The organism is Sulfobacillus sp. TH-112, assembly GCF_057473405.1.
Genome location: NZ_JBYCKN010000124.1, coordinates 1 through 22,968, shown reverse-complemented (window position 1 = coordinate 22,968; position 22,968 = coordinate 1). Strand labels below are relative to the sequence as shown.

The window sequence follows — 22,968 nt, the reverse complement described above, 5'->3', positions numbered from 1 at the left end:
AGCCCACCAATAATTCATTTGTGGCTCTCCGGTGAGACCATTGGAGTATTGCGGGACGTTGTGGACATTGTTTTCGTAGGCGCTGATGGAACCTACTTGGTTAGTCCAGATGACTGGCAGCTGCTCTGCAGTGTAGTATTCATACTTGAAAAACGTTTGCAGATTGGCCTGTTCAGAGGGTTGCGGTAAGTGCGTGGCAGCGATGAGAGCGTTCTCTTGAGCATTGCTGTAATCCATATTGTTGTTGCCGCCTCCCGTGCCAAATAGTGATTCGCCGCTAGGATAGCTTCCTCCATAAATGATGCCTAGACCAGATGCGGCATCCCACTCATCCTCTTCGCTTGGGGTGGTAATGATGCCGATCATGGTGGCAAACGGCTCCGGCTTTAGCGCCACTTTGACGCCGATAGCGGCTAGGTTTTGCTGAATCAAGGCCATTTGGTCATCCAGTGATTGATCTCCACTACTATAGATAATGGTAAAATTCAAGGCAGTACTACCTTTTGTCATGACCCCGTCGACTTCATGCCAGCCATGTGATTCAAGGAGCTTTTTCGCATTGGATGGGCTGTACGGGTAAATTGGGCTCTTGAGTTTGGGATCTAGGTAGCTTGTTGCCGGAGTGGTAGGGATGGCACCGTACTGAGGCGGAGCATACCCATGGTAAATGGCAGAGTCTGCGGATTTTTGATTTATTGCTTCTTCGATTGCTTGCCGGACATACAACTGATTAAATACCGGCCCCAGCCCGCCTTTGGCTTTGGGGCTGAAATTAAGATTGATATAGTTGTAGTCGAATTGGTAGTACGGGAACAGGGTGTCGTCAGTGAGTTCTTTGCGAGCGCCATATTCTGAGAGGTCCACGTACCCTACTTGGACGGTGCCTGTTTTGAGAGCCGCAAATTCCGCTGAATTGGAGCCCTCATATGCAAAAATTATTTTGTCATAGGCTTTGTGGCCGCTGTACGCTTCGTTGGGAGTTAGTGTCCAGGACTGGTTTGCAATGGCGCTGGTGAGTTTATACGGACCATCCACGACGCTGTCAAAGCTTGGATTGGTGGCCTCTTTTCCGAGATATGTGATTTCCTGGGTAATGTTGTTGGGATACTTGTTCCAAGCCTGCATCGGTAATGGTTCGAAATCGGACAGGCCATTATAGATAAACCAGTCCTGGTTGGCGGGTTTCTTCAATGTGACAGTAAACTCATAATTACCATTGGCCGTTACGCTTTGAATGCCTTGCGGCACATCACCCGAATCAGCGCCGACCCATGGCCATGGGGCAGGAGCGTTTGTCGCAGAGGTTGCTTGAATGAGCTTCCAGGTCCACAGAACGTCGGCACTCGTGACGGGGTCTCCATCTGACCACTTCCACTTCGGATTCATAAAGACGTGATACACCGTGCCAGCGCTATTGTAAGTGACCTTTTGGGCAATCGAGCTTTGATAGTTAATGGTGTATTGTTTGTTAATCCAGAATAGCGGTTTATACAATTGGTCAATGAGCTGGTAATTATTTAAGAGGTTGTTGGCGCTGTTGGCGAGGGGAAAATACCACGTGTTATTGGTCTGTGGGCTCATAGCCACCACGAGAGCACCACCTGTTACGGGTTTTGAGCTTGAAGAGCTTGTTGCAGCGGATGTTGACGTGGAGCCGCAGCCAGCGGCTAGGGCAGCCATGCTTAGAGCAAGACCCCCAGCCAAGACAATGTTTCGACGTTTCATCAATAATTGACCCCCTTAGAATAATTGAACACGCTCTTCGAGGTGTTAAAAATTTCTTGGCTATTGTTATTCGACACTCGTTGTCGGAATCATTGTAAAATGAGAATTATTTTTTAGTCAGAAAAGAGCGTCATAAAAAGAGGCGCTTGTAGCCTTTTAGAGAGTCGTCTGTAAAGGCGAAAAAAGAAGGGCACGGTAACGCAAAATTTCATCGATGCAGCCATGAATGCGAACGCGGATACATGGCGGGTCCTCCTTGACTTGATGGCATTTAGCCAAGGGCGAACGGTACAATGATATCCAAAGCGAATTGGTAACATCTGAAGCATCAGGCAATGGGCGGCGTACGGAGGTGCTCTGGCGGCTTAGCAACTGGCCGTGACTACTGATGTGCCCCATAAGCTCAAATGCAAGAAACCCTTTCGGGAGAATGGGTGGTGTGAACTGTTCCAGCAACGACCGAAGTATCGCCCGGCGCGCCTATACGAGTTGGTTTTACTTCGCGATGAATCGGTTGGTCATCATGGGCGGCCTTGGCGTATTACAAAAGCTCCAGCGAGAATCAGGTTGATTTTGATGCCGAACGCATGCTATGATAATCAAAGAAATCGGGCTGTGGCGCAGTTTGGTAGCGCGCTACCTTGGGGTGGTAGAGGTCGTGGGTTCGAATCCCGCCAGTCCGACCATTTTAACTCTGTGCATTGGCACAGGGTTTTTTGTATTTTCTCCATAAAGATCGGGGACATTTTATGTCATGGATGGTGTCATGACACAAGAGCAATTTGATGAACGATTTCGTGTCACCGACGGCGAAATTATTTGGCATCATGTGACGGGCGAAGCGCAGGACCTCGCGGCCGTATTAGAACAGGTTGGCTTCAAAGGTGCCTGGTTGGAGAGCGAGGACTCTGCGCAATCGATGCGCGCTGAATTTGATGATTTCGACAACTTTTATGCGACGCGGCTTTTCGATTTGAAGTGGGACACGCACCAAGACCGCTTAAAGGGAAATCCTTTTATCGTCTGGGTCAATTCGCGACGGGTAGTGTCCTATGCTCGAGAGTCTATAGGCGCCGTAAATGATGTGAGAAAAAAGTTGGGTCAAAATCCGCATTGGGTGCAATCGACGGACCGTTTGGTCTATTATCTCTTCGACGAAATGTTAGGGGGGCTGTTTCCGTTTTTAGATGAGGTTAATGAGCGCATTGCGGTTCTTGAGCAAGATGTCTTTCAGCGTCAAGGGGTGTCCGCCGTAGAGCGGCGCATCCTGCATATGAAGCGGGAGGTACTGAGAACTCGACGGGCGCTCGCCTCGATGCGAGACGCCATTTCGCAGCAGGTGCGATATTGGACCACGCATAGCACGCGTGATACCTTCTATTACACCGAGCTATATGACCATATGATTCGACTATTTGACACGATTGATACGTACCGTGAGTTGACCAACTCGGTGTTGGATTTGTACATGTCTTCCGTCTCTAATCGCCTCAATGAGATTGTGAAAACGTTAACCTTGGTGACCACCGTCCTGCTACCCGCGTCCCTGATGGCGGCTTTGTATGGGATGAATTTTGACTACTTGCCGCTCGCACACTATCGCTACGGATTCTTAGTGATTATTGGTATCATTGGGGGGATCTCGCTCTCCCTTTATTGGATATTCCGCCACCGCCGTTGGCTATAGGAGGAAAACGGAGGGTGGGTCGCGTATAACATATCAGCCATTGTCGTATGTTGCGAATGGCAATGGATTAATGTGCCTCAATTTAGGAGACGGTATGATGGACGACGTGTTGGCGGATTACGAAAAGTACATGAACCCGAGTCTAGCAAGAACGTATCGATTCATGGGCCTAGACCATGCTGAATTCACCGGGTCAGGCGCCGTGGTGGTTGACACCGATGGTGTAGAGTATTTGGATTGTGCGGGTGGGTATGGCGTCTTTGTGCAGGGGTACCGACACCCACGGATTATCGCCGCCGCTCATCAACAATTAGATCAGATGGCGCTGTCGTCAAGGGTCCTAGTCAGTCCTCGTCAGGTGGAATTGGCTAAACGACTTCAAGAATTGACGCCGGGAGATTTGAGTTACAGTTTTTTTTGCAATTCTGGTACCGAAGCCGTGGAAGCCGCTCTCAAGTTTGCTCGGGCGTCGACCGCTCGCACGACCATTATTTCCACCGAGGGTGCATTTCATGGAAAAACCTACGGGTCGCTTTCCGTGTCCGGGCGCGATTTATATCAAGCGCCCTTTAAACCATTAGTTCCAGATATTGTCCGTGTGCCCTATGGGGACACCAAGACGCTTGCGACCCACATGTCGGAACATATCGCGGCAGTGATTGTGGAACCCATTCAAGGGGAAGGCGGGGTAATCGTTCCTCCCGACGACTATCTACCCAACATTCGGGCGTTATGCGATCGTTATGGTGCTGCCATGATTGTGGATGAAGTGCAGACGGGATTGGGACATACTGGTACTTTGTTCGCCATTGAACAAAGTGGCGTGGTGCCGGACTTATTGTGTTTGGCCAAGGCACTGGGAGGTGGCGTCATGCCAATAGGTGCGGTCGTGGGGAGGCCTTGGGTGTGGAAGCTGTTTGAGGAAAGTCCCTTGATCCACACGTCCACTTTCGGTGGAAATCCGTTGGCTTGTCGGGTCGGAGTCGAAGCGCTTAACGTGACCGTTGAAGAGAATTTGCCGGCTCGCGCCCAAGAATTGGGTGAATGGTTGATGGATGCCCTGCAGTCCCTGCGCCAGACGCACGCAGATCTTCTGACAGAGGTGAGAGGACGCGGGCTGATGATTGGCCTCGAATGGATCTCGGCGGGTGTGGCGGGAATGGTCATGTCCGAATTATTTCAACGCAAGATCCTAGCGGTTTATACCTTGAACAACGAACGCGTCATCCGACTGATTCCGCCTTTGGTGATAAAAAAAGAGCAACTGCAAGTTATGCTGGCGGCCTTAGCGGAAGCACTGGATGCCGTGGAAGAGGTTCGGGAGGACCTGGTTGACTGAGGATTTTGCACAAGAGGTAAAGGACGTGTACACATGCCGATCGTAGAAGTGAGTCAAGTGGTGCAAGCGAACCTCCGCGATGTCTATGAGTTAGTTTCGGATATGGCTGGTTACCCAAAGTTTATGAAATCCATCATCTCGATTGATATTCGGGAGCGAGGCGACGGATATACCGTCTCTGAGTGGGTGGCGAAGTTGCAAGGGGCAAAGTTCCGATGGGTTGAAAAGGACCTCTTCCATCCGGAAGAATGGCGCATTACTTATGACCAGGTAGAAGGGGATCTTAAAGTGTTTCGTGGATATTGGGCTCTTGAAGAAGTGCCTGGTGGTACCAAGGTTACTTTGGTCACGGAGTTTGAGTTTGGCGTACCGATGCTGTCGTCGTTATTAAACCCGGTGGCCAAAGTTGCCATCCGCGATAATGCGCGTACCATGGTAGAGGGAATCTCGAAGGAATTGCGAAAGGGGGTAGAGTAATGCCGGAGCTTTATTGTCGCGTCTCCTATGCGGGAGCACTTTGGTCTGCCATTATGGAGGGCGACGAGTTGGCGTTGTTTGAGGAAAATTGGTGGCTTGAGGAAGGGCCCATTCGCCATAAGGTGTCGGTGAAGGACGTGCGCTTTCTGCCGCCGGTAGAGCCACACACGGTGCTTTGCGTGGGAAGAAACTACCAAGATCATGCGGCTGAACTCGGCAATACCGTACCGCAAAAGCCGCTGTGGTTTCTTAAACAGTATGGTTCTCTCACGGGACATGGCCAGCCCGTCTATCGGCCCACTTGGGTTGGACGAGTGGACTTCGAGGGCGAACTGGTGCTAGTTATAGGCAAAACGGTTCGCGATGTGACCACCAGTGCAGAGGCCATGGCTGCTATACGCGGTCTCACCATTGGTAATGATGTGACGGCACGAGAGTTGCAGAAATCCGATGGTCAGTGGACTCGAGCCAAGGGATTTGATACCTTTGCACCGTTGGGACCGGGGGTGTTCTTAAATAATCACCCGGAAGACCGTCAGATTACCACCCGCGTCAATGGCACCGTTCGCCAAGATGCTTCGACCAATGCCCTCATTTTTCCCTGTGATCAATTGGTGATGGAAGCCTCTCGATTCATGACACTGTATCCTGGTGACGTGCTATATACCGGTACCCCGGCGGGCATTGGCCCAGTGGATGATGGCGACGTGGTTGAGATCACGGTTCAGGGCATAGGTACGTTGAGCAATTCGATAAAAAACAGAGATTGAGAGAGTTTGCAGGGAAAAACGCTGCTTTTTTCACGCAAAAACCTGCATAAACGCATAATTTTGTTGACAAACGAGCTTTATTTGATACAATAGTCCATGGCCGTCGGACAGGTATCTGAAGGACGAGCTCAATTCCTTCAAAAGGGGGTTGGGAATGCGATGAACGCATTGGGTCGACACATTTTGGCAGAGGTTCACGGTTGTGATAGTGACATTTTAAATGATCATGTCGCCGTGGAGCAAATTATGGTGAGTGCCGCACTTAAAGCGGGTGCAGAGGTTCGAGAAGTGGCCTTCCACAAGTTCAGTCCGCAAGGTGTGAGCGGTGTGGTGGTTATTTCTGAGTCGCATTTAGCGGTCCATACGTGGCCGGAACTGGGATATGCTGCAGTGGATGTATTTACCTGCGGCGATTCTGTCAACCCCTGGGATGCCTGTAACTATATCGTCGAACAATTCCGCGCGCAAAATTTTTCCGCCTCGGAAACGCTTCGGGGTGTATTAGTGGAGAATGCTAGCCAGAAGGCAGCGGTTTGACGACAGGAGGACTACAGTTGGCTGAAACGTTTGTCATGGTTAAGCCCGATGGCGTACGGCGAGGGCTTGTAGGCGAAGTCGTACGTCGTCTTGAAAACAAGGGATTACGATTAAAGGGTATGAAACTCATGGTTATTTCTCCTGAGTTAGCGGCCTCTCATTATGCAGAACATAAGGAAAAGCCGTTTTATGGGGATCTTATCCAGTTCATCACATCGGGGCCGGTGGTGCCGATGGTGTTTGAAGGTCGTGAAGCTGTGGTGGTAGCCCGGACGGTGATGGGGGCAACCGATCCCGTGAAGGCCCTGCCCGGAACCATTCGCGGCGACTATGGCCTGGAGATTACCGAAAATATTGTCCATGGATCCGATGGTGTGGATTCCGCGGACCGCGAAATCGGCCTGTATTTTCGTCGAGATGAACTTGTCTAGGCGATGATAATCGGAATTATCGTGGCGGCTCTCGCATGCGTGGTTTTGTACGCATTGTGGGAGCCGTATTGGCATTCAGCAACAGATGAAGTTGTGGCTATTGAGGGATTGCCTCCGGCATTCGAGGGATTTAGCATTCTTCATCTCTCTGACATTCACGGGCGTGTGAGAGTATTTCATTGGAGAAAATTTCGCGAATGGTTAGCCGCTGTAGATATGGTAGCCATTACCGGCGACCTATATTCTCCTAGTATTCCGCGCGATCGGTTAAAGCGCGAACTAGACCGGTTAACAGCACCATGCGGAGTGTATTATATATCTGGTAACCATGACTACCGTCATGGACAGTTCTTTGTTGAGCCTTGGCGACCTGGCGAGCGCTTGCTGGATAATCGGGTGATTGAACTGGAAAGAGATGGCCAAAAAATCTTACTGGCAGGGCTTCCCGACTTTGTCAAAGGGGACCCCAAATGGGACAATCTTCGTGACGCTCTGCACCGTCGAGAGGAGCCAGCGATATTAATGGCCCATCGGCCTGATGCATGGCTTCTTACCGGGATCGAGCGCATAGCTCTGATTTTGTCGGGTCACACGCACGGGGGGCAGGTAACGGTCTTCGGGCTTTTTGCCCCTCTGCGACATAATCATGTGCCTCACCATTTTGTGGCGGGACGTTTGGAGGTGCCGGGGAAACCGGTGTTGATTACCTCTCGAGGGCTGGGCACGTCGGAATTGCCGATTCGCTTTGGGGCGCGTCCAGAAATCATTCGCATTCGACTGACCGTGAAGAAGGGAGACCGGCATGAGTAAAGTGGGGGTTATTGGGGGGACTGGAGTATATGATCCCACCTGGCTGGAGAGTGCACGCGAGGAAATCGTAGAAACACCCTATGGGTCGACCAAGGTGACTATAGGCCAAGTTAAGAATATGCCTCTGCAAGAGGTGGTGTTTATGAATCGTCATGGATTAGGGCATTCGGTACCTCCGCACCAGGTGAACTATCGCGCTAATTTATGGGCCTTGCATCATTTGGGGGTCCATCGGGTATTGGCTACAGCGGCGGTCGGATCCCTTAATATTGCGATGCCACCAAGCAGTATGGTGTTGGTGGACCAATTTCTTGATTTTACGAAAGGCCGTGCGGCCACCTTTTATGATGGGGGCGCTATGGGAGTGGTACATAGCGATGTGACCGAACCATATTGCCCCAGCAGTCGCGCCCGCATATTAGCTGTGGCCAGAGGCCAAGGAGTGCCGCTGACCATGGGCGGGACGTATGTGACGACCGAAGGACCGCGCTTTGAAACCCCTGCTGAAATTCGAGCCTATCGGATTTTAGGTGGCGATTTGGTCGGAATGACGGGAGTGCCTGAAGTGGTTTTGGCGAGGGAGTTGGGACTTTGCTATGTCACCATCGCGTTGGTGACTAATTTTGCTGCCGGCATCTCCAAGACCGTTCTGACACATCAGGAGGTGCTCGACGTGATGGCAGAAAATGTTTCGCATTTACGGGACGTGATGGCTGGATCCCTGACTGCATTGGCAGAGGACTACACCTGTGAGTGCCCACCGAAACCAGAATTGATGGCGCGTTGATATGGGAGAGAGATTGAAGGGAGAGGGTACTACGATGAATAGTTTACGCAACCCGGATTTGGCCAGTTTTGGCCATCACAAGATGGACTGGGTCATTGCGCATATGCCGATACTAGGGCGCATTCGCGACCGATATGCTCAAGAGAGACCGCTAGCCAATCAGCGAATCGCCATCTCACTGCACTTGGAGGCCAAAACGGCGGTTTTGGCGGAAGTGCTGGCTATCGGGGGGGCCGAAGTGGCGATTACCTCATCCAATCCGTTGACCGCACAAGATGATGTGTCGGCGGCTCTTGCCGAGCGTGGCGTAGAGGTGCATGCCTGGCGTGGGGCAACCGATGAGGAGTTTGACCTCTTGCACCAGCGGGTGCTCGATATTAAGCCGACGCTCATTATTGATGATGGTGGGGAGTTGACGGAGCGTCTGCACGGATCACGCCGAGACTTGGCGCCGTTCATTATCGGAGGTGCAGAAGAAACCACGACGGGGGTACTACGTCTGAAGGCGCTACATCGCGCAGGAAAGCTTCGCTATCCGATGGTACTGGTGAATGATGCCGATATGAAGCATTTGTTTGATAATCGCTATGGAACCGGTCAATCGACGTGGGATGGCATTATTCGGTCCACCAATTTGGTGGTGGCCGGCAAGACGGTTGTGGTTGCGGGATATGGTTGGTGCGGCAAAGGGGTGGCGGAACGAGCACGTGGATTAGGAGCACGGGTGATTGTGACGGAGGTTAATCCGGTGCGGGCCAATGAAGCCTTAATGGATGGACATCGAGTGATGACCATGGAACAAGCCGCTCCATTAGGCGATTACTTCGTGACGGTGACCGGTAACTTTGGAGTCATTCGGGCTTCACATTTCGAGAGCATGAAGGATGGCGCCATTTTGGCCAATGCCGGACATTTTGATGTTGAAGTAGATGTGAGTGCGCTGAAGGCGATGGCTAAGGCTGAGAGACCAGGTCGCAGTGCTGAGGTAGTGGGCTATGAGTTAGAGGATGGTCGCGTATTATGGCTTCTTGCGGAGGGCCGATTGGTCAATCTTGCTGCAGGTGATGGACATCCAGCAGAAATTATGGATTTGACATTTGCGCTTCAGGCGCTCTCCTTAGAGCACTTAGTGAAGGAACGTCGTGAGCCCGGGGTCTATGTAGTAGATCCTCTGGTGGATGAGTGGGTGGCGAATATCCGACTGGAAGCATTGGGGATTACGCTTGATACGCTCACACCGGAACAAAAAGAGTACTTGGGAAAAAGTTAGGGGGCCGCAATGACCACTCGCATTGAGGCAAATTACGTGGTAAGCATGGATGATCAAGCGCACATTTTTCATCCTGGGGTTGTGGTGTATGACGAAACACAAATTCTTTATGTCGGTGATGGGCACGATTATGCGAGCACGGTAGATAAAACCTATCATATTCCCGAAGGGGTGATCTTACCAGGGCTTCTGAACGGGCATAACCATGCCGCGATGACGATGATGCGGGGTATGGCTGATGACAGCCCGTTTTTTGAATGGCTGACGCAGCACGTTTGGCCTGTAGAGGCGCGGCTTACGCCCGAGGACATTGGGGTTGGCACCTATCTTGCGGCTGCCGAAATGATTCATACCGGAACGGTAGGTTTTGCCGATATGTACTTCGAAGTCGAAGCCTTTTGTGAAGCGATCGAAACGTCCGGAATGCGTGCCTGGGTATCTCGGGGGTTAGTGGGATTAGAAGATGTGGAGGGCGCCAAGTTAGAGGGAGCCATCGAATTTGCCGAGCGTTGGCATGACCAGGGAACGAACCGTATTGTGCCTATGCTGGGGCCCCATGCGCCGTATACCTGCCCACCCGAGTACCTTCAAAAGGTGGCAGAATTAGCCCAATCCCATGGGTTGGGCATTCACATTCATTTAAGTGAATCGGCAGATGAGATGTCTCAAATGCAGGAGCGCTATCAGAAGACCCCGATTCAGCTCGCCTATGACGCGGGGGTGTTTGCGTCGAGAACGCTTATCGCCCACGGGGTGCACATTCAAGAGAAAGACATCCCTTATTTGTCTGGTATGAAAGGCGGGGTGATCGCGTGCCCGGTCAGCAATGCCAAGCTTGGTAACGGCATTCTTCCGTACCGGATGTTAAAGAGCGCTGGAATCGCCTTAGGATTAGGCACGGACGGAGCCACTTCGACCAATACTTTAGATATGTTCGAAGAAATGAAGGCCATGGCGTGGCTCCAGAAAATTCGCGAGGGCCGCCCTGATGCCTTTCGGGCTTATGACTCCTTGTATTTGGCGACGCGGGGGACAGCGGAGGTTCTCGGCCACGAAGGGGGCATCTTAAAGGTGGGTGCCCCTGCAGACATCATTGTCGTGGATGGCGCCGGCGCCAATATGGCTCCTGAATGGGACTTAGTCGCGAATCTGGTGTATTCCGCCAGTGGATATGACGTGCGCTATACCATTATCGGTGGGCAAATGGTGATGCAAGAAGGAATTATTACGACCTTTGATGAATCGGCCGTCATCAAAGAAGCCAGGGAGCGGGGCCGGAAACTGCAAGAAAGGTAGGCACGATGGTGGCGAGCTTTGATTGGGACAACAATGTGTGTTTCGTGTGTGGGCACGACGTGCCGGGTTTGCATGTGCAATTTCGTGGTGATGAAACGGCTGTCTCAGCAGAGGTGATCATTCATTCCCCCTATCAAGGATTCGAGGGAATCGTACACGGTGGAATTCTGGCCGGTATGCTGGATGACGCCATGTGGCACGCCATTCATCAGCACAATGACGACTTTCCGATGACCGCGGAACTGACGGTGCGCTACCTTTTGCCCGTGAAGATTGGAGAGCGGTTGACGTTGCGCGGACAAGTCACCTCATATCATCGACGTCTCATGGTCGCGACCGCGACGATTTCAGATGCGGAGGGCACTCTTTTAGTTCGTGGCGAGGGACGATTTATGCCCCCAGTGGTGGGGACGGCGCGTGCTTGACCCGTTGGGACTATATGAATACAAAGTGGTCACTCATGTGCATTCCACCTTATCCGACGGTACAGGCACACCCGATCGCCTCATTCGTGAAGCACAACGAGCAGGTATAGACGTATTGTGGTTGACCGACCACGATACCTTAAAGGCCCGAGAGAGTCCGGGGGAAGGGTATTACGGACACCTGTTATTTCTCGTGGGGGCTGAAATTACGCCCCCACAAAACCATTATCTCGCGTTCGGTATTGACTCATTGGTGTCGGCCGAAAAGCCGTTACAGTCCATTATTGATCATGTGCGATCGGAAAAGGCCTTTGGGGTGATCGCACACCCCACAGACCGGGGCAACCGCACCGCGCGATTGCCGTCATATCGTTGGAGTGATCGGGACGTGGACGGGTTTGATGGATTCGAGATCCTCAATCATCTGTCGGATTGGTCTCGTCGGGTGCCAGATATTCCACGCGGGCTCATCGCGGCACTGACTCCTCACCGACATCTTCAAGCATCGGACGAGACGTTGGCACTGTGGGACAAATGGGGTGAGAAGCGAGCGGTGGTGGGAATCGGAGGTGTTGACGCGCACGCAGCACACGTGGGGCATTGGCCATTTCGATTAACGATCTTCCCGTATCGGGTGGCATTTCGTTCGGTGAGAACGCACGTCTATACTGAGAGCCCCTTGTCTTCCGATTGGATGGAAGCGCGTCTCATGATCCTATCCGCTATGAAACAAGGTCGTGTGATGATTGCCAATGCCGCACATGGGCAGGAGTTAGGGTTCCGTTTGTGGGCCGAGAACACAGTAGACGATAGGGCTTGTGCGATGGGCAGTGAGGTGGCCTATGACGACGGACCATATCTCTTGCGCGGATTATCGCCCGTTCCGTGCGGGTGGGAAATTGTGTGCAACGGGGCGGTGATGGGCGTCCAGCAGACCACCGTCTTAGAATGGCCTATTGACCGTCCTGGTGTCTGGCGGGTAGTGTTAAGGCGTGACCGTGAAGTGTGGATTTATAGTAATCCCATTTATGTTCGCTAGAGCGAGCCGCCAAAGCGTTTGATGATGTGGGCTGCTCGGGATGCGTCCTCAGCTGGCACCACTGCCGTGAGAAGCCAGCTTGCACCCTCAATAAGCCCGGTGTGGCTTTGGTCCCAGGAGGATGAGGATGTCCACTTGTCGTTGAGTTCGCGGGTGGTGTAGCCGGAGCGTCCCCACTCTAATAACGGTGCATGGGGAAGTGCTGCGGGATTGGCGTTTTGTCCAATGTCGTCGACCTGAACTATCTCAAACCCTTCGCGCAATAGCGCTTGTTGACAATTTTTGGCTGACTCTAATTGGGAGAATGAGGCCAATAAATTTTTTTCTGGCATCGTGGTCATCCTTTCTCTGTAATACCTATCAGGATGCCCGATGACCTAAATAAAGATGCAATGAATTGGGAAGAGGGGTAGTCATGGGGCCCTATGTTGTTCTGGATCTCGAAACCACAGGCTTAGATGCGCGCCGGGATGCGATTATTCAAATTGCTCTTCGGGACCACGAGGGTCGCACTTACGCCTCGTTTGTCAATCCCGAACGACCTGTCGGCCAGGCCATACGGGATTTGACGGGATTTCGCGATGTGGATTTTGAGAAGGCGCCTCGGTTTATGGAGATTATTCCGGACATCGTGCAATTTATTGGAGAGGCCCGCATCGTGGGACACAATATTCATTTTGACTTAGGGTTTTTGGCGCAATTTGGACTCACCTTTCCGGAACCAGTGGACACCCTGGAATGGAGCCGACTCGCGTTCCCTCTACGATCTCATCATGCGCTCTCGGACTGGTATCCTAGTGAAGGTTTGCATGATGCCCGTACAGATGTCACCTATACTGAGATGTTGTTGAAGCGGATAGGGCAAGAAGTCGAATCCTTTTCAATTCCCCTGAAACGCGATTTGGAAATGTTTTTGGGGGACGAGTGGCGTTGGTGGGGGGTGACGATGAATCAAGGAAGCGCGACGCCATCGGCACTCTATCGCCCCGGACCCGATCTCTTTCACGCTGAGCCTCTCGACACCGTGGCTCTTGAAGGCTCTCCCCTTGACTGGCTACAGTCAGGGGGACAATTGAGCGAGCAGGTAGAGGGATTTGAGGTGCGCGACGGTCAGCTCAAAATGGCAGACGCGGTGGGGGAGGCATTTGATTCTGATCACATCCTATTGGTGCAGGCGGGTACCGGGACCGGTAAGAGCCTCGCTTATCTGACCCCGGCGATCTTTAAGGCCATGGCAGATGGGGAACGAGTGGTGGTGGCGACGCATACCGTGGCGCTGCAAGAGCAATTGTGGTTCAAGGATCTTCCTCAAGCGGTGCAAAACCTCGCCTTGAAGGCGGCCTTAGTCAAAGGACGAGGACGCTACTTGTGCCTATATAAGGCGCAAGAAGTGATTCAGACCAGTGCGGTGATCGGGGAGTCCCGTGCGCGCCGTTGGGCCTTGAGTCAGTTGTTAACATACATGGAATTGACGGCCATTGGCGACGTCGAGGAATTTCCCAATAAGACAGAAGAGGGACGGAGGCTATGGAATGAAGTAATGGCGGACAGTCAGGCATGTGCCGGTCCTCGATGTCCCTATGCGGGACCATGCTTTATGCGTAGTGCTCGCCATCAAGCCGAGGAGAGCCATCTGGTGGTGGTCAATCATGCGCTGTTGGCCGCCCATTTAGTGAGTGGTACCGTATTGCCGGAGTTTTCACACCTCGTGGTCGACGAAGCGCATCATTTCGGTGAGGTACTGGAGCGGGCGTTGGGATTTGAAGGTAATATTGACCAATGGACGCGGCGCTATCGAGAGTCCATGCATCCTCGCACCGGTATGTTCGCACGCCTTTCGGTTCATCCGGAAATGTTGGGTATGGTGGCCACAGTGCAGATGCGTTATCGTAGCGTTGACGACGACCTGCAGGAACTGAGTCAAAGACTGGTTGGCGTCACGCCCCCGGGCGAATATGACCGCCGTCAAGTGAGACTCGACCAAGACATGGCCATGCTGATGGAAGAAGAGGGCATTGCTGAAAAGCTGGTAGTGCTTCATCGCGGGTTTGAAGCGCTAACCGATACCACAGAGCTCTTGTGGAAAGACGCAGAGGAACGGATGGTCGGGATCGATTCACCGGGCTGGTTACGCTACCGCCAGTGGCAGCAGGAGATGGTTAACTTCGCGATGGGCTTCACACTGTGGAAGGCACTTAGCCCTGAGCGGGTCTCTTGGTGGGAGGTGTACAGTGGACGGCAAGGGGAGTCTTTCGTGACGCTTCGCTGGGCACCTGTAGACATTGCTCAGCTAGTGCAAGATGGCTTGTGGTCCCAAGTGAAAAGTGCGGTGCTTACCTCGGCAACTCTTTCTGTGGGCAACCGTTTTGATTTCGTTAGTGATCCGCTCGGGGTTCCGAAGGAGCGTTTACGGTCACTGATCGTGGGTTCTCCATTTGATTTCCGGCGTCAAGCGCGCCTGATTGTTCCGACGGATAGCCCGATGCCTCAAGATGTGGGATATTTAGACGCGTTGGCCACTTTGGTGGTGGAAGCGAGCCGACTTCGTCGTGGTCATACCTTGGTGTTGCTCACCTCCTATCGGGCCGTGCAGGGGTTATCGTGGCGTATTCGGGAGCGCCTCGAGGCTCATAATATCAGGACATTGGCACAGGGAGTGGACGGTCCCGGGCGACGGCTAGTGGAAGAGTTTATGCGTCAATCGCAATCGGTTCTTATAGGAACCTTAACGTTTTGGGAAGGCGTGGATATTCCGGGAAGTGACTTAGAAGTGGTCATTATGGGTCGACTTCCGTTTCGGGCTCCGGGCGATCCTCTAGAAGAAGCGAAACATGAGCGGATTCGCGACCGCGGTGAATCGCCCTTTTATCGCCGGAGTATACCAGATGCCGTGTTGCGATTTCGCCAAGGGTTTGGACGTCTGATTCGGACCACCACAGATCGTGGGGTTGTCATTGTGTTTGATCCGCGTATTCGACCCGACCAAAGCCGCTACGGGAAGACCTTTCTCGCGGCGCTGCCCGGTGTTCCACAGATTTTTGGCGAGCAGCAGGAGGTCATCGACGCCATGAAAGAATTTTGGGGGGCCAGTGATGCGAATATTGATTAGTAATGATGACGGCATCTCCGCGCGGGGGATTCAGACATTGCGTCGATACATGGAACCCTTGGGAGATGTTGCGGTCGTCGCTCCAGAACGCCAGCGTAGCGCCATGAGCCATGCGATTACTATGCATAAGCCGTTATACGCGAAGGCGCTCACCTATGGTCCCCACAGTTGGGGGTGGCGGGTCAACGGGACTCCTGCGGACTGTGTCAAACTGGCACTGGGGGCTTTGTTAGAAGACCGCCCGGATGTGATGCTCTCGGGAATTAATCATGGGTCGAACCTAGGACGCGACGTTTTTTATTCGGGCACGGTATCTGCAGCAATGGAAGCCATGTTTCTGGGGATTCCGGCAATTGCTCTTTCACTCGAAAATGAGGATCAGGCGGGATTTGAGTGGGCGGCAGAGTTTGTTCGGTGGTGGCTAACTCAGCCTGAATTTAGATTGCCAGCACCGGGAGTGGTATATAATGTAAATTTTCCTCGCGTGGACCGGAACAAGTCAGGTGCGGTAAGGCTGGTTCGGTTGGGGGGGCGCGAGTATCGTAATGAATTTCAGCGGGCAAAAGATCCTCGCGGCAAGGAATACTATTGGATTCAAGGCGAGCGATTAGATGACTTAAGGCACGAAGATACCGATGTGTTTCAACATCATGAGGGGTACATTACAATAACCCCTTTGCACATGCATTTAACCGACAGGGACACCCTCCAACGATTGCAGGAGTTTAGGGTACCGAAATCTTTTTCCTAATGGGGGTATGCTAGGCGAGGAGGTGGTGCTATGGCTCATGGCCATCGTCCGCTCCTGCAAAAGTCTGAGCGGGCACTCGATCGTTTGAAGTACGAAGTCGCGCAAGATCTCGGCCTTGACGATGACATTAAGGAGCGAGGTTGGGGAAACATGACCACACGAGAAGTCGGAAAGATTGGCGGAACGATGGTTAAGCGCTTAATACGGAGAGCGGAAGAGGACTTGTCCCGAGAAGACTAGAAGCCCCGGAGGAAACTCCGGGGCTTCTTTGATGATCGCGATGAGTCTTTGATGCTTGAGAGGCGAAAGATAGCCTGAGATTCTCCCCGGGCAAACCTCTTAATTCGCGGGCGCACGAGGAAGTGTGAGAGGTCTTATCCAGTGCAAGAACTTGTCATGAATTTTCCACGTCTACGATATGTTCTCCTAAAGGGCCGAGGTTACGCAGGGAGGGGACTTATGAATGAATATGCGTGCCATCTTAGAGGGGGCATTGATGGGGTTGGCAATTGCCTTGCTGCTCGCATTTGTCATAGCCATCGTCGACTATCAGTGGGGACTGTCGGCAGGGATTCAAACCGGAGGCGTATGGGTCGCTGCCGCCATCACCTTTATTGGCGCTGGTTGGGGAGCGGGGCGGATTGTAGAAGCGGCGTCGTGGATCCATGGCGCGCTAGCCGCCATGACATTGAATTTAGTGTCGATTTTAGTCGGGGAGACGGCCCACCTTGGCAATGTTGCCCATTTGTGGATGGGACTTGCGATGGCCGTATTGGCGGGATTTATTGGCGGGGTTTTGGGGGCCGCGTCGCAATGAATGATTAAATATCGATAATATGGTGCATCCTGGTATTGGAGGGATGTACATGGCTTTAGCAGGGTTATCTCATGGTATTGGCATTGTGTTGTCGCTGGCACTCTTGGGCAGTGCGGGGAGTGTAAGCCAGCCGTTAACCAGAGGTCAATCTGGCTACCAAGTGGCCGAAATGCAGGCGGAACTGGGTGTGCTGGGCTATGATGTTGGTCCGGTGCGCGGTCGTGTTAATTCCTTGTTAATTCGATCCGCGGTGGACTATGAAACAGACTTCGGGCTCACTGCAAAGGAACCATTCGAGACCCAGATTGCAGAAACGCTTAGCATGATTGGTACGGTGCCGATTAATTCGGGAGGCGCTCTGTTGCTCTCAGTGGAAGACGATTTAGCGCGTCTTGGTCTCTATCATGGAACCTACAGTGGCGACATGAACCCGGGGCTTGAGAGCGCTATTGCAGCTTTTCAAGATGAAGTGAGTCTGCCAAAGACACGTACTCTTACTGCGGCCACTCTTCAGGAATTGGCCCATTACACGGCGGTACGAGTGACCGCCGATCACCACTGGCCCTATACGGCGCAGCCGCACGACACCTTAAGGCTTTTAGCGTGGGCGGCCAATCTACCTCTTTTAGGGTTTGCCCGTGCCAATGACGCACACGGCAGCACTGTATGGGTGGGACAGATGATTCATTGGCGGACCGAGACGCCTCCTCAACAACCCAGTTCAAAAATTTCCGCACATTCAAGGGGCTCGTCATCATCCACCAACCAAGAGAAATCGACCACGCCGCCGGTCCAACGATCTAAACCGAGCCCCCCTGCGGTGTCTAAAATCGGATATAACTCGGCGCCAGTGGGTCCGACCTCATCGACCCCCACCATTGCCCCGGGAGTATTGTCCAATTTAAAGCCGCTCGCAGATCTCGTAATGATGAATCCACGTGCTAGGGCAGTTGAATCGCTCCTGACCGCGGAAGAAGCCAGTAATGTCACGATCGATGTCGCGATATCCGGAGAGTGGGCTCTTTTGCATCAATCATTGGTAAAGCAACTGATTGCGGAGGGTAATGAACTGGTCCTCAGTGGTTATGCCAGTACCAATTTGAACAGTCTCTCCTCTGCTGCGGTGTTGCAAGAACTGACTTGGGGGAAAGCGGCCTTGACGCGAGTGGCTGGCACGGCGCCAACCTTTGTCATGAGCAACGCGAATCCCGGCACCTCAGTAAGTCAAGCAGCACAAAAACTGGGGATGGTCACAATGGATGCGAATGTCATCGTGGACTCGCACTATGTGGGGGCCAAAGCACTAGCGAACCTTTTGATGGACCATCGCAATGACGTAATCTTGGTCACCGGCAGTACGCGATTCTCATCGTTATTTCGTGACCTCGCCGCGCATCACTTTGTATTTGAAACGTTGGGCCAAATATGGGCGAATCAATAACGCAAAGCAGGATAATGTGGTCGAAACTTAGAATACCCTCTATAGTTTATCGCGCCATTATGCGCGCACGAGAGGGGATGGTCTTCTATGGCGACCCAGATACACGACACTCGAGCAGTATCGGCTGCATCATTGGCAACTTGGCGAGACCAGTGCCAAAAAGATGTTCTACATCAGGTAATTCAGAACGCTATCATCAAAAATGGTATTCAGGCGGTAGCCCAAAACCGTCGTCGGATGACGGAATTGCCATTGTCCTTTTCCCATGAAATTGCTACAGGACCGATTACGAATCAGAAACAAAGTGGCCGATGCTGGATTTTTGCGGGGTTGAATGTGGTCCGCTCCCATATGGCCAAGAGCCTTCATCTCAAGGCCCTGGAACTATCGCAAGCATATCTCATGTTTTACGATAAGTTGGAAAAGGCCAATTATTTTTTGGAGAGCATCCTTAAGACAGCTGCGGAGCCGCATGATGGGCGTCTGGTATCGTGGCTTCTGATGGCGCCGTTGCAGGATGGGGGCCAGTGGGATATGTTCGTTAATTTAGTAGATAAATATGGTGTGGTTCCGATACAGGCCATGCCAGAGTCCTTTCATTCCAGTAATTCTCGGCACATGAATCAAATCATGACCGGAAAATTGCGAGAAGATGCCATGCGACTACGGAAAGCGGTACGCGATGGTATGCCTTCAGAGTCGCTCAATGCTTTAAAGGATCACATGATGAGTGATGTGTATCGTATGCTGACGCACTTTTTAGGCGAACCGCCTACAGTCTTGGATGTCGAGTACAAGGATGATGATGACCAATTTCACGCCCATCGTGGGATGTCGCCTCAAGAACTATTTGACCGCTATGCGGGGGTGGACTTGCACCAATATGTTAGCGTCATCAATGCGCCGACCGAGGATAAGCCGTTTTATGAAACCTATACCGTTGACTACCTGGGAAATGTGCTGGACGGACATTCTGTCTTGTATCTCAACCTACCGATTGACGAATTTAGGATGCTGGCGCAGCAGCAAATTGTTGAAGGCCAGCCGGTCTGGTTTGGTTGCGATGTCGGAAAGTTTTCCGAACGGGTGTCTGGCGTTCTCGACAGCGAACAGTTCGATTACGCGGCAGCCCTGGGAGTGGACTTCCATTTTGATAAGGCGATGCGCCTTCAATTTGGGGAGAGCCAGATGGACCATGCGATGGTATTAACAGGGGTCAACGTGGTGGATGGCACGCCCAATCGGTGGAAAGTGGAAAATAGTTGGGGTTCGGACGCAGGCAAAGACGGCTTCTTCGTGATGAGTGATGCCTGGTTTAGCGAGTATATGTATCAGGTGGTAGTGAAGAAGAGCTATTTAAACGAGGACCAGCAACAGGCCCTAGCGAAGCCGCCTCATCACCTTCCGCCATGGGATCCGATGGGTTCTTTAGCCGTGCGGTGACAAATTGCCCGTCCTACCACAAGGCGCAGGCCCTCAGGTTTTTAGGGGGGCTGCGCCTCTTTTAATACCGTATCTGCCACGGAGCGGACAAGAGCGCACTGGCTGTCTCTTTCGAGGTAAATAGGCCCTAAAGCGCTATCCTCATCGGCATTCGCGGATAAAATGGAGTCATTCGCTGTCTTGGAGAAAGGGTGGCAAAAACTGGGGTGGGAACGGCATCAGAATGGCCATCTCGGCAACGCTTCAGTCGTATGAGAGGCCTTTATGTGATGGCGGCAATCGCTGCGGCTATTACCGTGGCGCGGTTTCATGAGTGGCATAGTGTCATTGCAACGGCGGTGTTTCTCGCGTGTACCGTAGTGCTGATATTTGGGCGCTTGGATCCTCGCGGACGTTTGATGATGAGCCTGGCGGCCGATTTTGTCATGGTCGATGCGGCTTTTGGTCTCTCAGTAACCCGTCTCTTAATCGTATCGGTGAGTGTGTTGTTTCTGTTCTATTTCGTCGTTCCTAGTTGGTTTACCGGATCCCTATCGGCTGGGGTGATGATTGGTTTAGTCTGGCATCGTCCGACATCGCTGATGATTCATATGGATGCCAGTATTGCCTTGGCGGTGGAAGCGATTGTGTTAGGATTTCTGGCGCTCCACAAGCGGCAGATGGATCGGGAACGGCGAGATTTCCTGACCACCTCAGGTGAACTCAATCAAAGTCTCCAACAAGTGGAATACATGGCTTTTCATGACGTGCTTACGGGATTACCGAATCGTCGCCTCCTAATGGAGCGCCTCGAATCGCGTTTGGCACAGGCTGGTCACGATGGCCAGGAGGTGGGGGTAGGCTTTATTGACTTGGATCACTTTAAGTCGATCAATGATGCTGGAGGTCATGGATTTGGAGATCGTCTATTACGAGCAGTAGCAGTGGCATTTGGCGAGGCACTGCGCCCCGGAGATATTTTAGCTCGGCAGGGTGGGGATGAGTTTATTTTGGTGATGGCGCCGTCGCCGCAAGGAGAACCGCTCGCTGCGCATGCGGAAAGCATCCGGCTGCACTTAGCTCAAGGACTCTCTATCGATCACCAAGAAGTATTTACTAGTGCGAGTTTTGGCTTGGCGGTGTTTCCCCGTGATGGTAAAACCGCTGATGAATTGTTGCGTCACGCTGACGCCGCGCTATATCGTGCCAAGGAGGCTGGCAAAAACCGAGTCAGTCTTTACAGCGCGGAATTGGAACACGATGCGTCGGCCGCATTCTATTTAGATGTTGCGTTGCATCGGGCCATTCAGGAAAACCAGTTCAGGGTGCACTATCAACCGCAAGTAGATCTTCTTACCGGCCGTCTACTAGGGATTGAAGCTCTAGTGCGATGGTATCCCGAGGAAAACCGAGTAGTGATGCCGCAAGAATTTCTTCCCGAGGCGCAAAAAATTGGCATGGCGGACGTGATCGATGACCTCGTGCTGGAGCAGGCGATACAGGAAATCACCGCGTTACCGTGGTGGCAGCAGCAACGATTTATCTCACTTGCCGTCAACGTGTCGGCGGCACGATTTGATAATGTGAACTTCGCTGATATGGTAGATCACATGCTCAGACGATACCGAATGCCTCCCAGTCGTCTAGAAATTGAGATCACCGAATCGCTTATGGTACGGCGCCCAGAGCATGCAGTGAGCCAAATTTCGCGTCTGCGAGAGATGGGTATTGGGGTGGCGGTGGATGACTTTGGGGTGGGATATTCGTCATTAAGATATCTGCAACTGTTGCCGATATCAAGGATTAAGATCGATAAAGCCTTCGTGGCGAATGTTGAAACCAATGATGCTATCGCCCGGGCGATCATCGCCATTGCCCAGAGTTTGAAGCTGGACGTGGTGGCTGAGGGGGTGGAAACCGCGCGGCAAGTCCAACATCTGTTGCAAATGGGGTGCGATAGGGCGCAGGGATTCTATTATTCGAAGGCGGTCCCGTCAGAACAACTACGACTGCGTTATGAATGGGAATCCACTTCGGTGCGGTAACGTTTTGGTTACAACTGACGTTTACACTTTAGTGACAGTGAAGACGAGGTGAACCATGAAAGCCAAAGATGTCTTGAGTAATCAGATAGTTTATTTAACCTATGTGCTAAAAGACTTTCCAGATATTGCAGATGCAGAGATTTTTCGTCCTATTTCTGACAATCTGCACCAGATGAGGCAAATGAGCGACCTTCCCCAAGCCGCTCAGATTATCGTGGCCAACACCGAGAAAAAACTGGCACGATGGCTCGAACTGCGCCTCACGGTGTCACGATATAGTGTGGAACGCGTATTGATGACTTTGAAATTGGTCATGCAGCAGATGAATTCCTCTGGAGAATCCCTAGCCTGAGGTCCTTCGCCTATGGAAGCTAATATTCCCTCAGACGATGAGCGCCATCCGAACCCGGTTATCCCCGAGGAGTGTTCTTGGCCGTGTGGGATTGATGGTATAATGAAGCGGAAATCCGGCTCAGGGGTTCTGCGCGGGGTGTTTTCGTGTGTCACTTATGGAGTGGGCACGGATGATCGCGTGCTGAGAGTGATACATAGGGTGGATTCATAAGGGAATCGCAAAGGGAGAGTGTCGATTGACCAAGCGACCGATTACGGTGGCGTACGGAGATGGCATAGGGCCAGAGATCATGCGAGCAACATTGGCAGTGCTGGATTCTGCGGGGGCGGAGCTAGACATTGACGTGGTTGAAATAGGAGATAAGGTCTATCGGCGGGGAATTGATACGGGACTTGATCCCAAGGTATGGGACTCGATAGCGCGTACCAAGGTGCT

The 22,968-nt window shown here is 52.3% G+C and carries 22 protein-coding genes, 1 tRNA gene and 1 pseudogene; 22 read left to right on the top strand and 2 right to left on the bottom strand.

Features of this window, described 5'->3' with window-relative positions; genetic code table 11:
• Positions 1-1,725: peptide ABC transporter substrate-binding protein (locus ACOJWD_RS08600; protein ID WP_486992815.1), on the bottom strand; the 1,725-nt coding region annotated here is incomplete at its 3' end.
• Positions 1,726-2,334: 609 nt separating this feature from the next.
• On the opposite strand from ACOJWD_RS08600, the gene ACOJWD_RS08595 reads away from it, so the two are divergent.
• From ACOJWD_RS08595 to ACOJWD_RS08535, 13 genes are all read left to right on the top strand, one after another.
• A tRNA-Pro gene (locus tag ACOJWD_RS08595) sits at positions 2,335-2,411 on the top strand.
• An 80-nt stretch (positions 2,412-2,491) separates the two neighbouring features.
• Positions 2,492-3,412, top strand: a complete 921-nt coding sequence (locus ACOJWD_RS08590; protein WP_486992814.1) for a CorA family divalent cation transporter — start codon at positions 2,492-2,494, stop codon at positions 3,410-3,412.
• Positions 3,413-3,509: 97 nt separating this feature from the next.
• Positions 3,510-4,751: an aspartate aminotransferase family protein gene (locus ACOJWD_RS08585; protein ID WP_486992813.1), complete on the top strand. Its 1,242-nt coding sequence runs from the start codon at positions 3,510-3,512 to the stop codon at positions 4,749-4,751.
• Positions 4,752-4,784: 33 nt separating this feature from the next.
• Positions 4,785-5,228: a type II toxin-antitoxin system RatA family toxin gene (locus tag ACOJWD_RS08580; protein ID WP_486992812.1), complete on the top strand. Its 444-nt coding sequence runs from the start codon at positions 4,785-4,787 to the stop codon at positions 5,226-5,228.
• On the top strand, positions 5,228-5,998 hold the full coding sequence (locus ACOJWD_RS08575) for a fumarylacetoacetate hydrolase family protein (RefSeq protein WP_486992811.1): 771 nt from the start codon (positions 5,228-5,230) through the stop codon (positions 5,996-5,998). Before ACOJWD_RS08580 ends, ACOJWD_RS08575 begins: the two co-directional genes overlap by 1 nt.
• Before the next feature lie 159 nt (positions 5,999-6,157).
• Positions 6,158-6,535, top strand: a complete 378-nt coding sequence (gene speD / locus ACOJWD_RS08570; protein ID WP_486992810.1) for an adenosylmethionine decarboxylase — start codon at positions 6,158-6,160, stop codon at positions 6,533-6,535.
• Between the two features lie 17 nt (positions 6,536-6,552).
• On the top strand, positions 6,553-6,966 hold the full coding sequence (gene ndk, locus ACOJWD_RS08565; protein WP_486992809.1) for a nucleoside-diphosphate kinase: 414 nt from the start codon (positions 6,553-6,555) through the stop codon (positions 6,964-6,966).
• Positions 6,967-7,005: 39 nt separating this feature from the next.
• Positions 7,006-7,776, top strand: coding sequence for a metallophosphoesterase (locus ACOJWD_RS08560; protein ID WP_486992808.1), 771 nt, complete (start codon positions 7,006-7,008; stop codon positions 7,774-7,776).
• On the top strand, positions 7,769-8,563 hold the full coding sequence (gene mtnP / locus ACOJWD_RS08555) for an S-methyl-5'-thioadenosine phosphorylase (RefSeq protein ID WP_486992807.1): 795 nt from the start codon (positions 7,769-7,771) through the stop codon (positions 8,561-8,563). Before ACOJWD_RS08560 ends, mtnP begins: the two co-directional genes overlap by 8 nt.
• A gap of 34 nt (positions 8,564-8,597) precedes the next feature.
• The gene (locus ACOJWD_RS08550) at positions 8,598-9,833 is read left to right on the top strand and encodes an adenosylhomocysteinase (RefSeq protein WP_486992806.1); all 1,236 of its coding nucleotides are present in this window, start codon (positions 8,598-8,600) and stop codon (positions 9,831-9,833) included.
• A gap of 9 nt (positions 9,834-9,842) precedes the next feature.
• Positions 9,843-11,129, top strand: a complete 1,287-nt coding sequence (locus tag ACOJWD_RS08545) for an amidohydrolase family protein (protein WP_486992805.1) — start codon at positions 9,843-9,845, stop codon at positions 11,127-11,129.
• Positions 11,130-11,137: 8 nt separating this feature from the next.
• Positions 11,138-11,554, top strand: coding sequence for a PaaI family thioesterase (locus ACOJWD_RS08540; RefSeq protein ID WP_486992804.1), 417 nt, complete (start codon positions 11,138-11,140; stop codon positions 11,552-11,554).
• Complete coding sequence (locus tag ACOJWD_RS08535; RefSeq protein WP_486992803.1) at positions 11,547-12,593, top strand: CehA/McbA family metallohydrolase; 1,047 nt, start codon at positions 11,547-11,549, stop codon at positions 12,591-12,593. The genes ACOJWD_RS08540 and ACOJWD_RS08535 overlap by 8 nt, the downstream gene beginning before the upstream one ends.
• Here the strand turns inward: ACOJWD_RS08535 and ACOJWD_RS08530 are convergent.
• Positions 12,590-12,925, bottom strand: coding sequence for a hypothetical protein (locus tag ACOJWD_RS08530; RefSeq protein WP_486992802.1), 336 nt, complete (start codon positions 12,923-12,925; stop codon positions 12,590-12,592). The two genes, ACOJWD_RS08535 and ACOJWD_RS08530, sit on opposite strands and share 4 nt — an antisense overlap.
• 83 nt (positions 12,926-13,008) lie before the next feature.
• Here ACOJWD_RS08530 and ACOJWD_RS08525 point away from each other — a divergent pair, with 83 nt between their 5' ends.
• The 9 genes and pseudogenes from ACOJWD_RS08525 to ACOJWD_RS08485 form a co-directional block, all read left to right on the top strand.
• Positions 13,009-15,702, top strand: coding sequence for a helicase C-terminal domain-containing protein (locus ACOJWD_RS08525; protein ID WP_486992801.1), 2,694 nt, complete (start codon positions 13,009-13,011; stop codon positions 15,700-15,702).
• Positions 15,686-16,453 (top strand): 5'/3'-nucleotidase SurE, encoded by a 768-nt coding sequence (surE, locus tag ACOJWD_RS08520; protein ID WP_486992800.1) that lies wholly within the window; start codon positions 15,686-15,688, stop codon positions 16,451-16,453. Before ACOJWD_RS08525 ends, surE begins: the two co-directional genes overlap by 17 nt.
• A 30-nt stretch (positions 16,454-16,483) precedes the next feature.
• Positions 16,484-16,693 carry an alpha/beta-type small acid-soluble spore protein gene (locus tag ACOJWD_RS08515; RefSeq protein ID WP_486992799.1) on the top strand — a complete coding sequence of 70 codons (210 nt, stop codon included), beginning with the start codon at positions 16,484-16,486 and terminating at the stop codon, positions 16,691-16,693.
• Between the two features lie 223 nt (positions 16,694-16,916).
• Positions 16,917-17,270: a TIGR04086 family membrane protein gene (locus ACOJWD_RS08510; RefSeq protein WP_486992798.1), complete on the top strand. Its 354-nt coding sequence runs from the start codon at positions 16,917-16,919 to the stop codon at positions 17,268-17,270.
• Positions 17,271-17,319: 49 nt separating this feature from the next.
• Positions 17,320-18,711: a hypothetical protein gene (locus tag ACOJWD_RS08505; RefSeq protein ID WP_486992797.1), complete on the top strand. Its 1,392-nt coding sequence runs from the start codon at positions 17,320-17,322 to the stop codon at positions 18,709-18,711.
• A gap of 87 nt (positions 18,712-18,798) precedes the next feature.
• The gene (locus ACOJWD_RS08500) at positions 18,799-20,154 is read left to right on the top strand and encodes a C1 family peptidase (RefSeq protein ID WP_486992796.1); all 1,356 of its coding nucleotides are present in this window, start codon (positions 18,799-18,801) and stop codon (positions 20,152-20,154) included.
• 191 nt (positions 20,155-20,345) lie between these two features.
• Positions 20,346-22,178: a putative bifunctional diguanylate cyclase/phosphodiesterase gene (locus ACOJWD_RS08495; RefSeq protein WP_486992795.1), complete on the top strand. Its 1,833-nt coding sequence runs from the start codon at positions 20,346-20,348 to the stop codon at positions 22,176-22,178.
• A 55-nt stretch (positions 22,179-22,233) separates the two neighbouring features.
• Positions 22,234-22,530, top strand: a complete 297-nt coding sequence (locus tag ACOJWD_RS08490) for a hypothetical protein (RefSeq protein ID WP_486992794.1) — start codon at positions 22,234-22,236, stop codon at positions 22,528-22,530.
• A 238-nt stretch (positions 22,531-22,768) separates the two neighbouring features.
• Positions 22,769-22,968 (top strand): annotated as a pseudogene (locus ACOJWD_RS08485) (hypothetical protein); the annotation flags it as partial.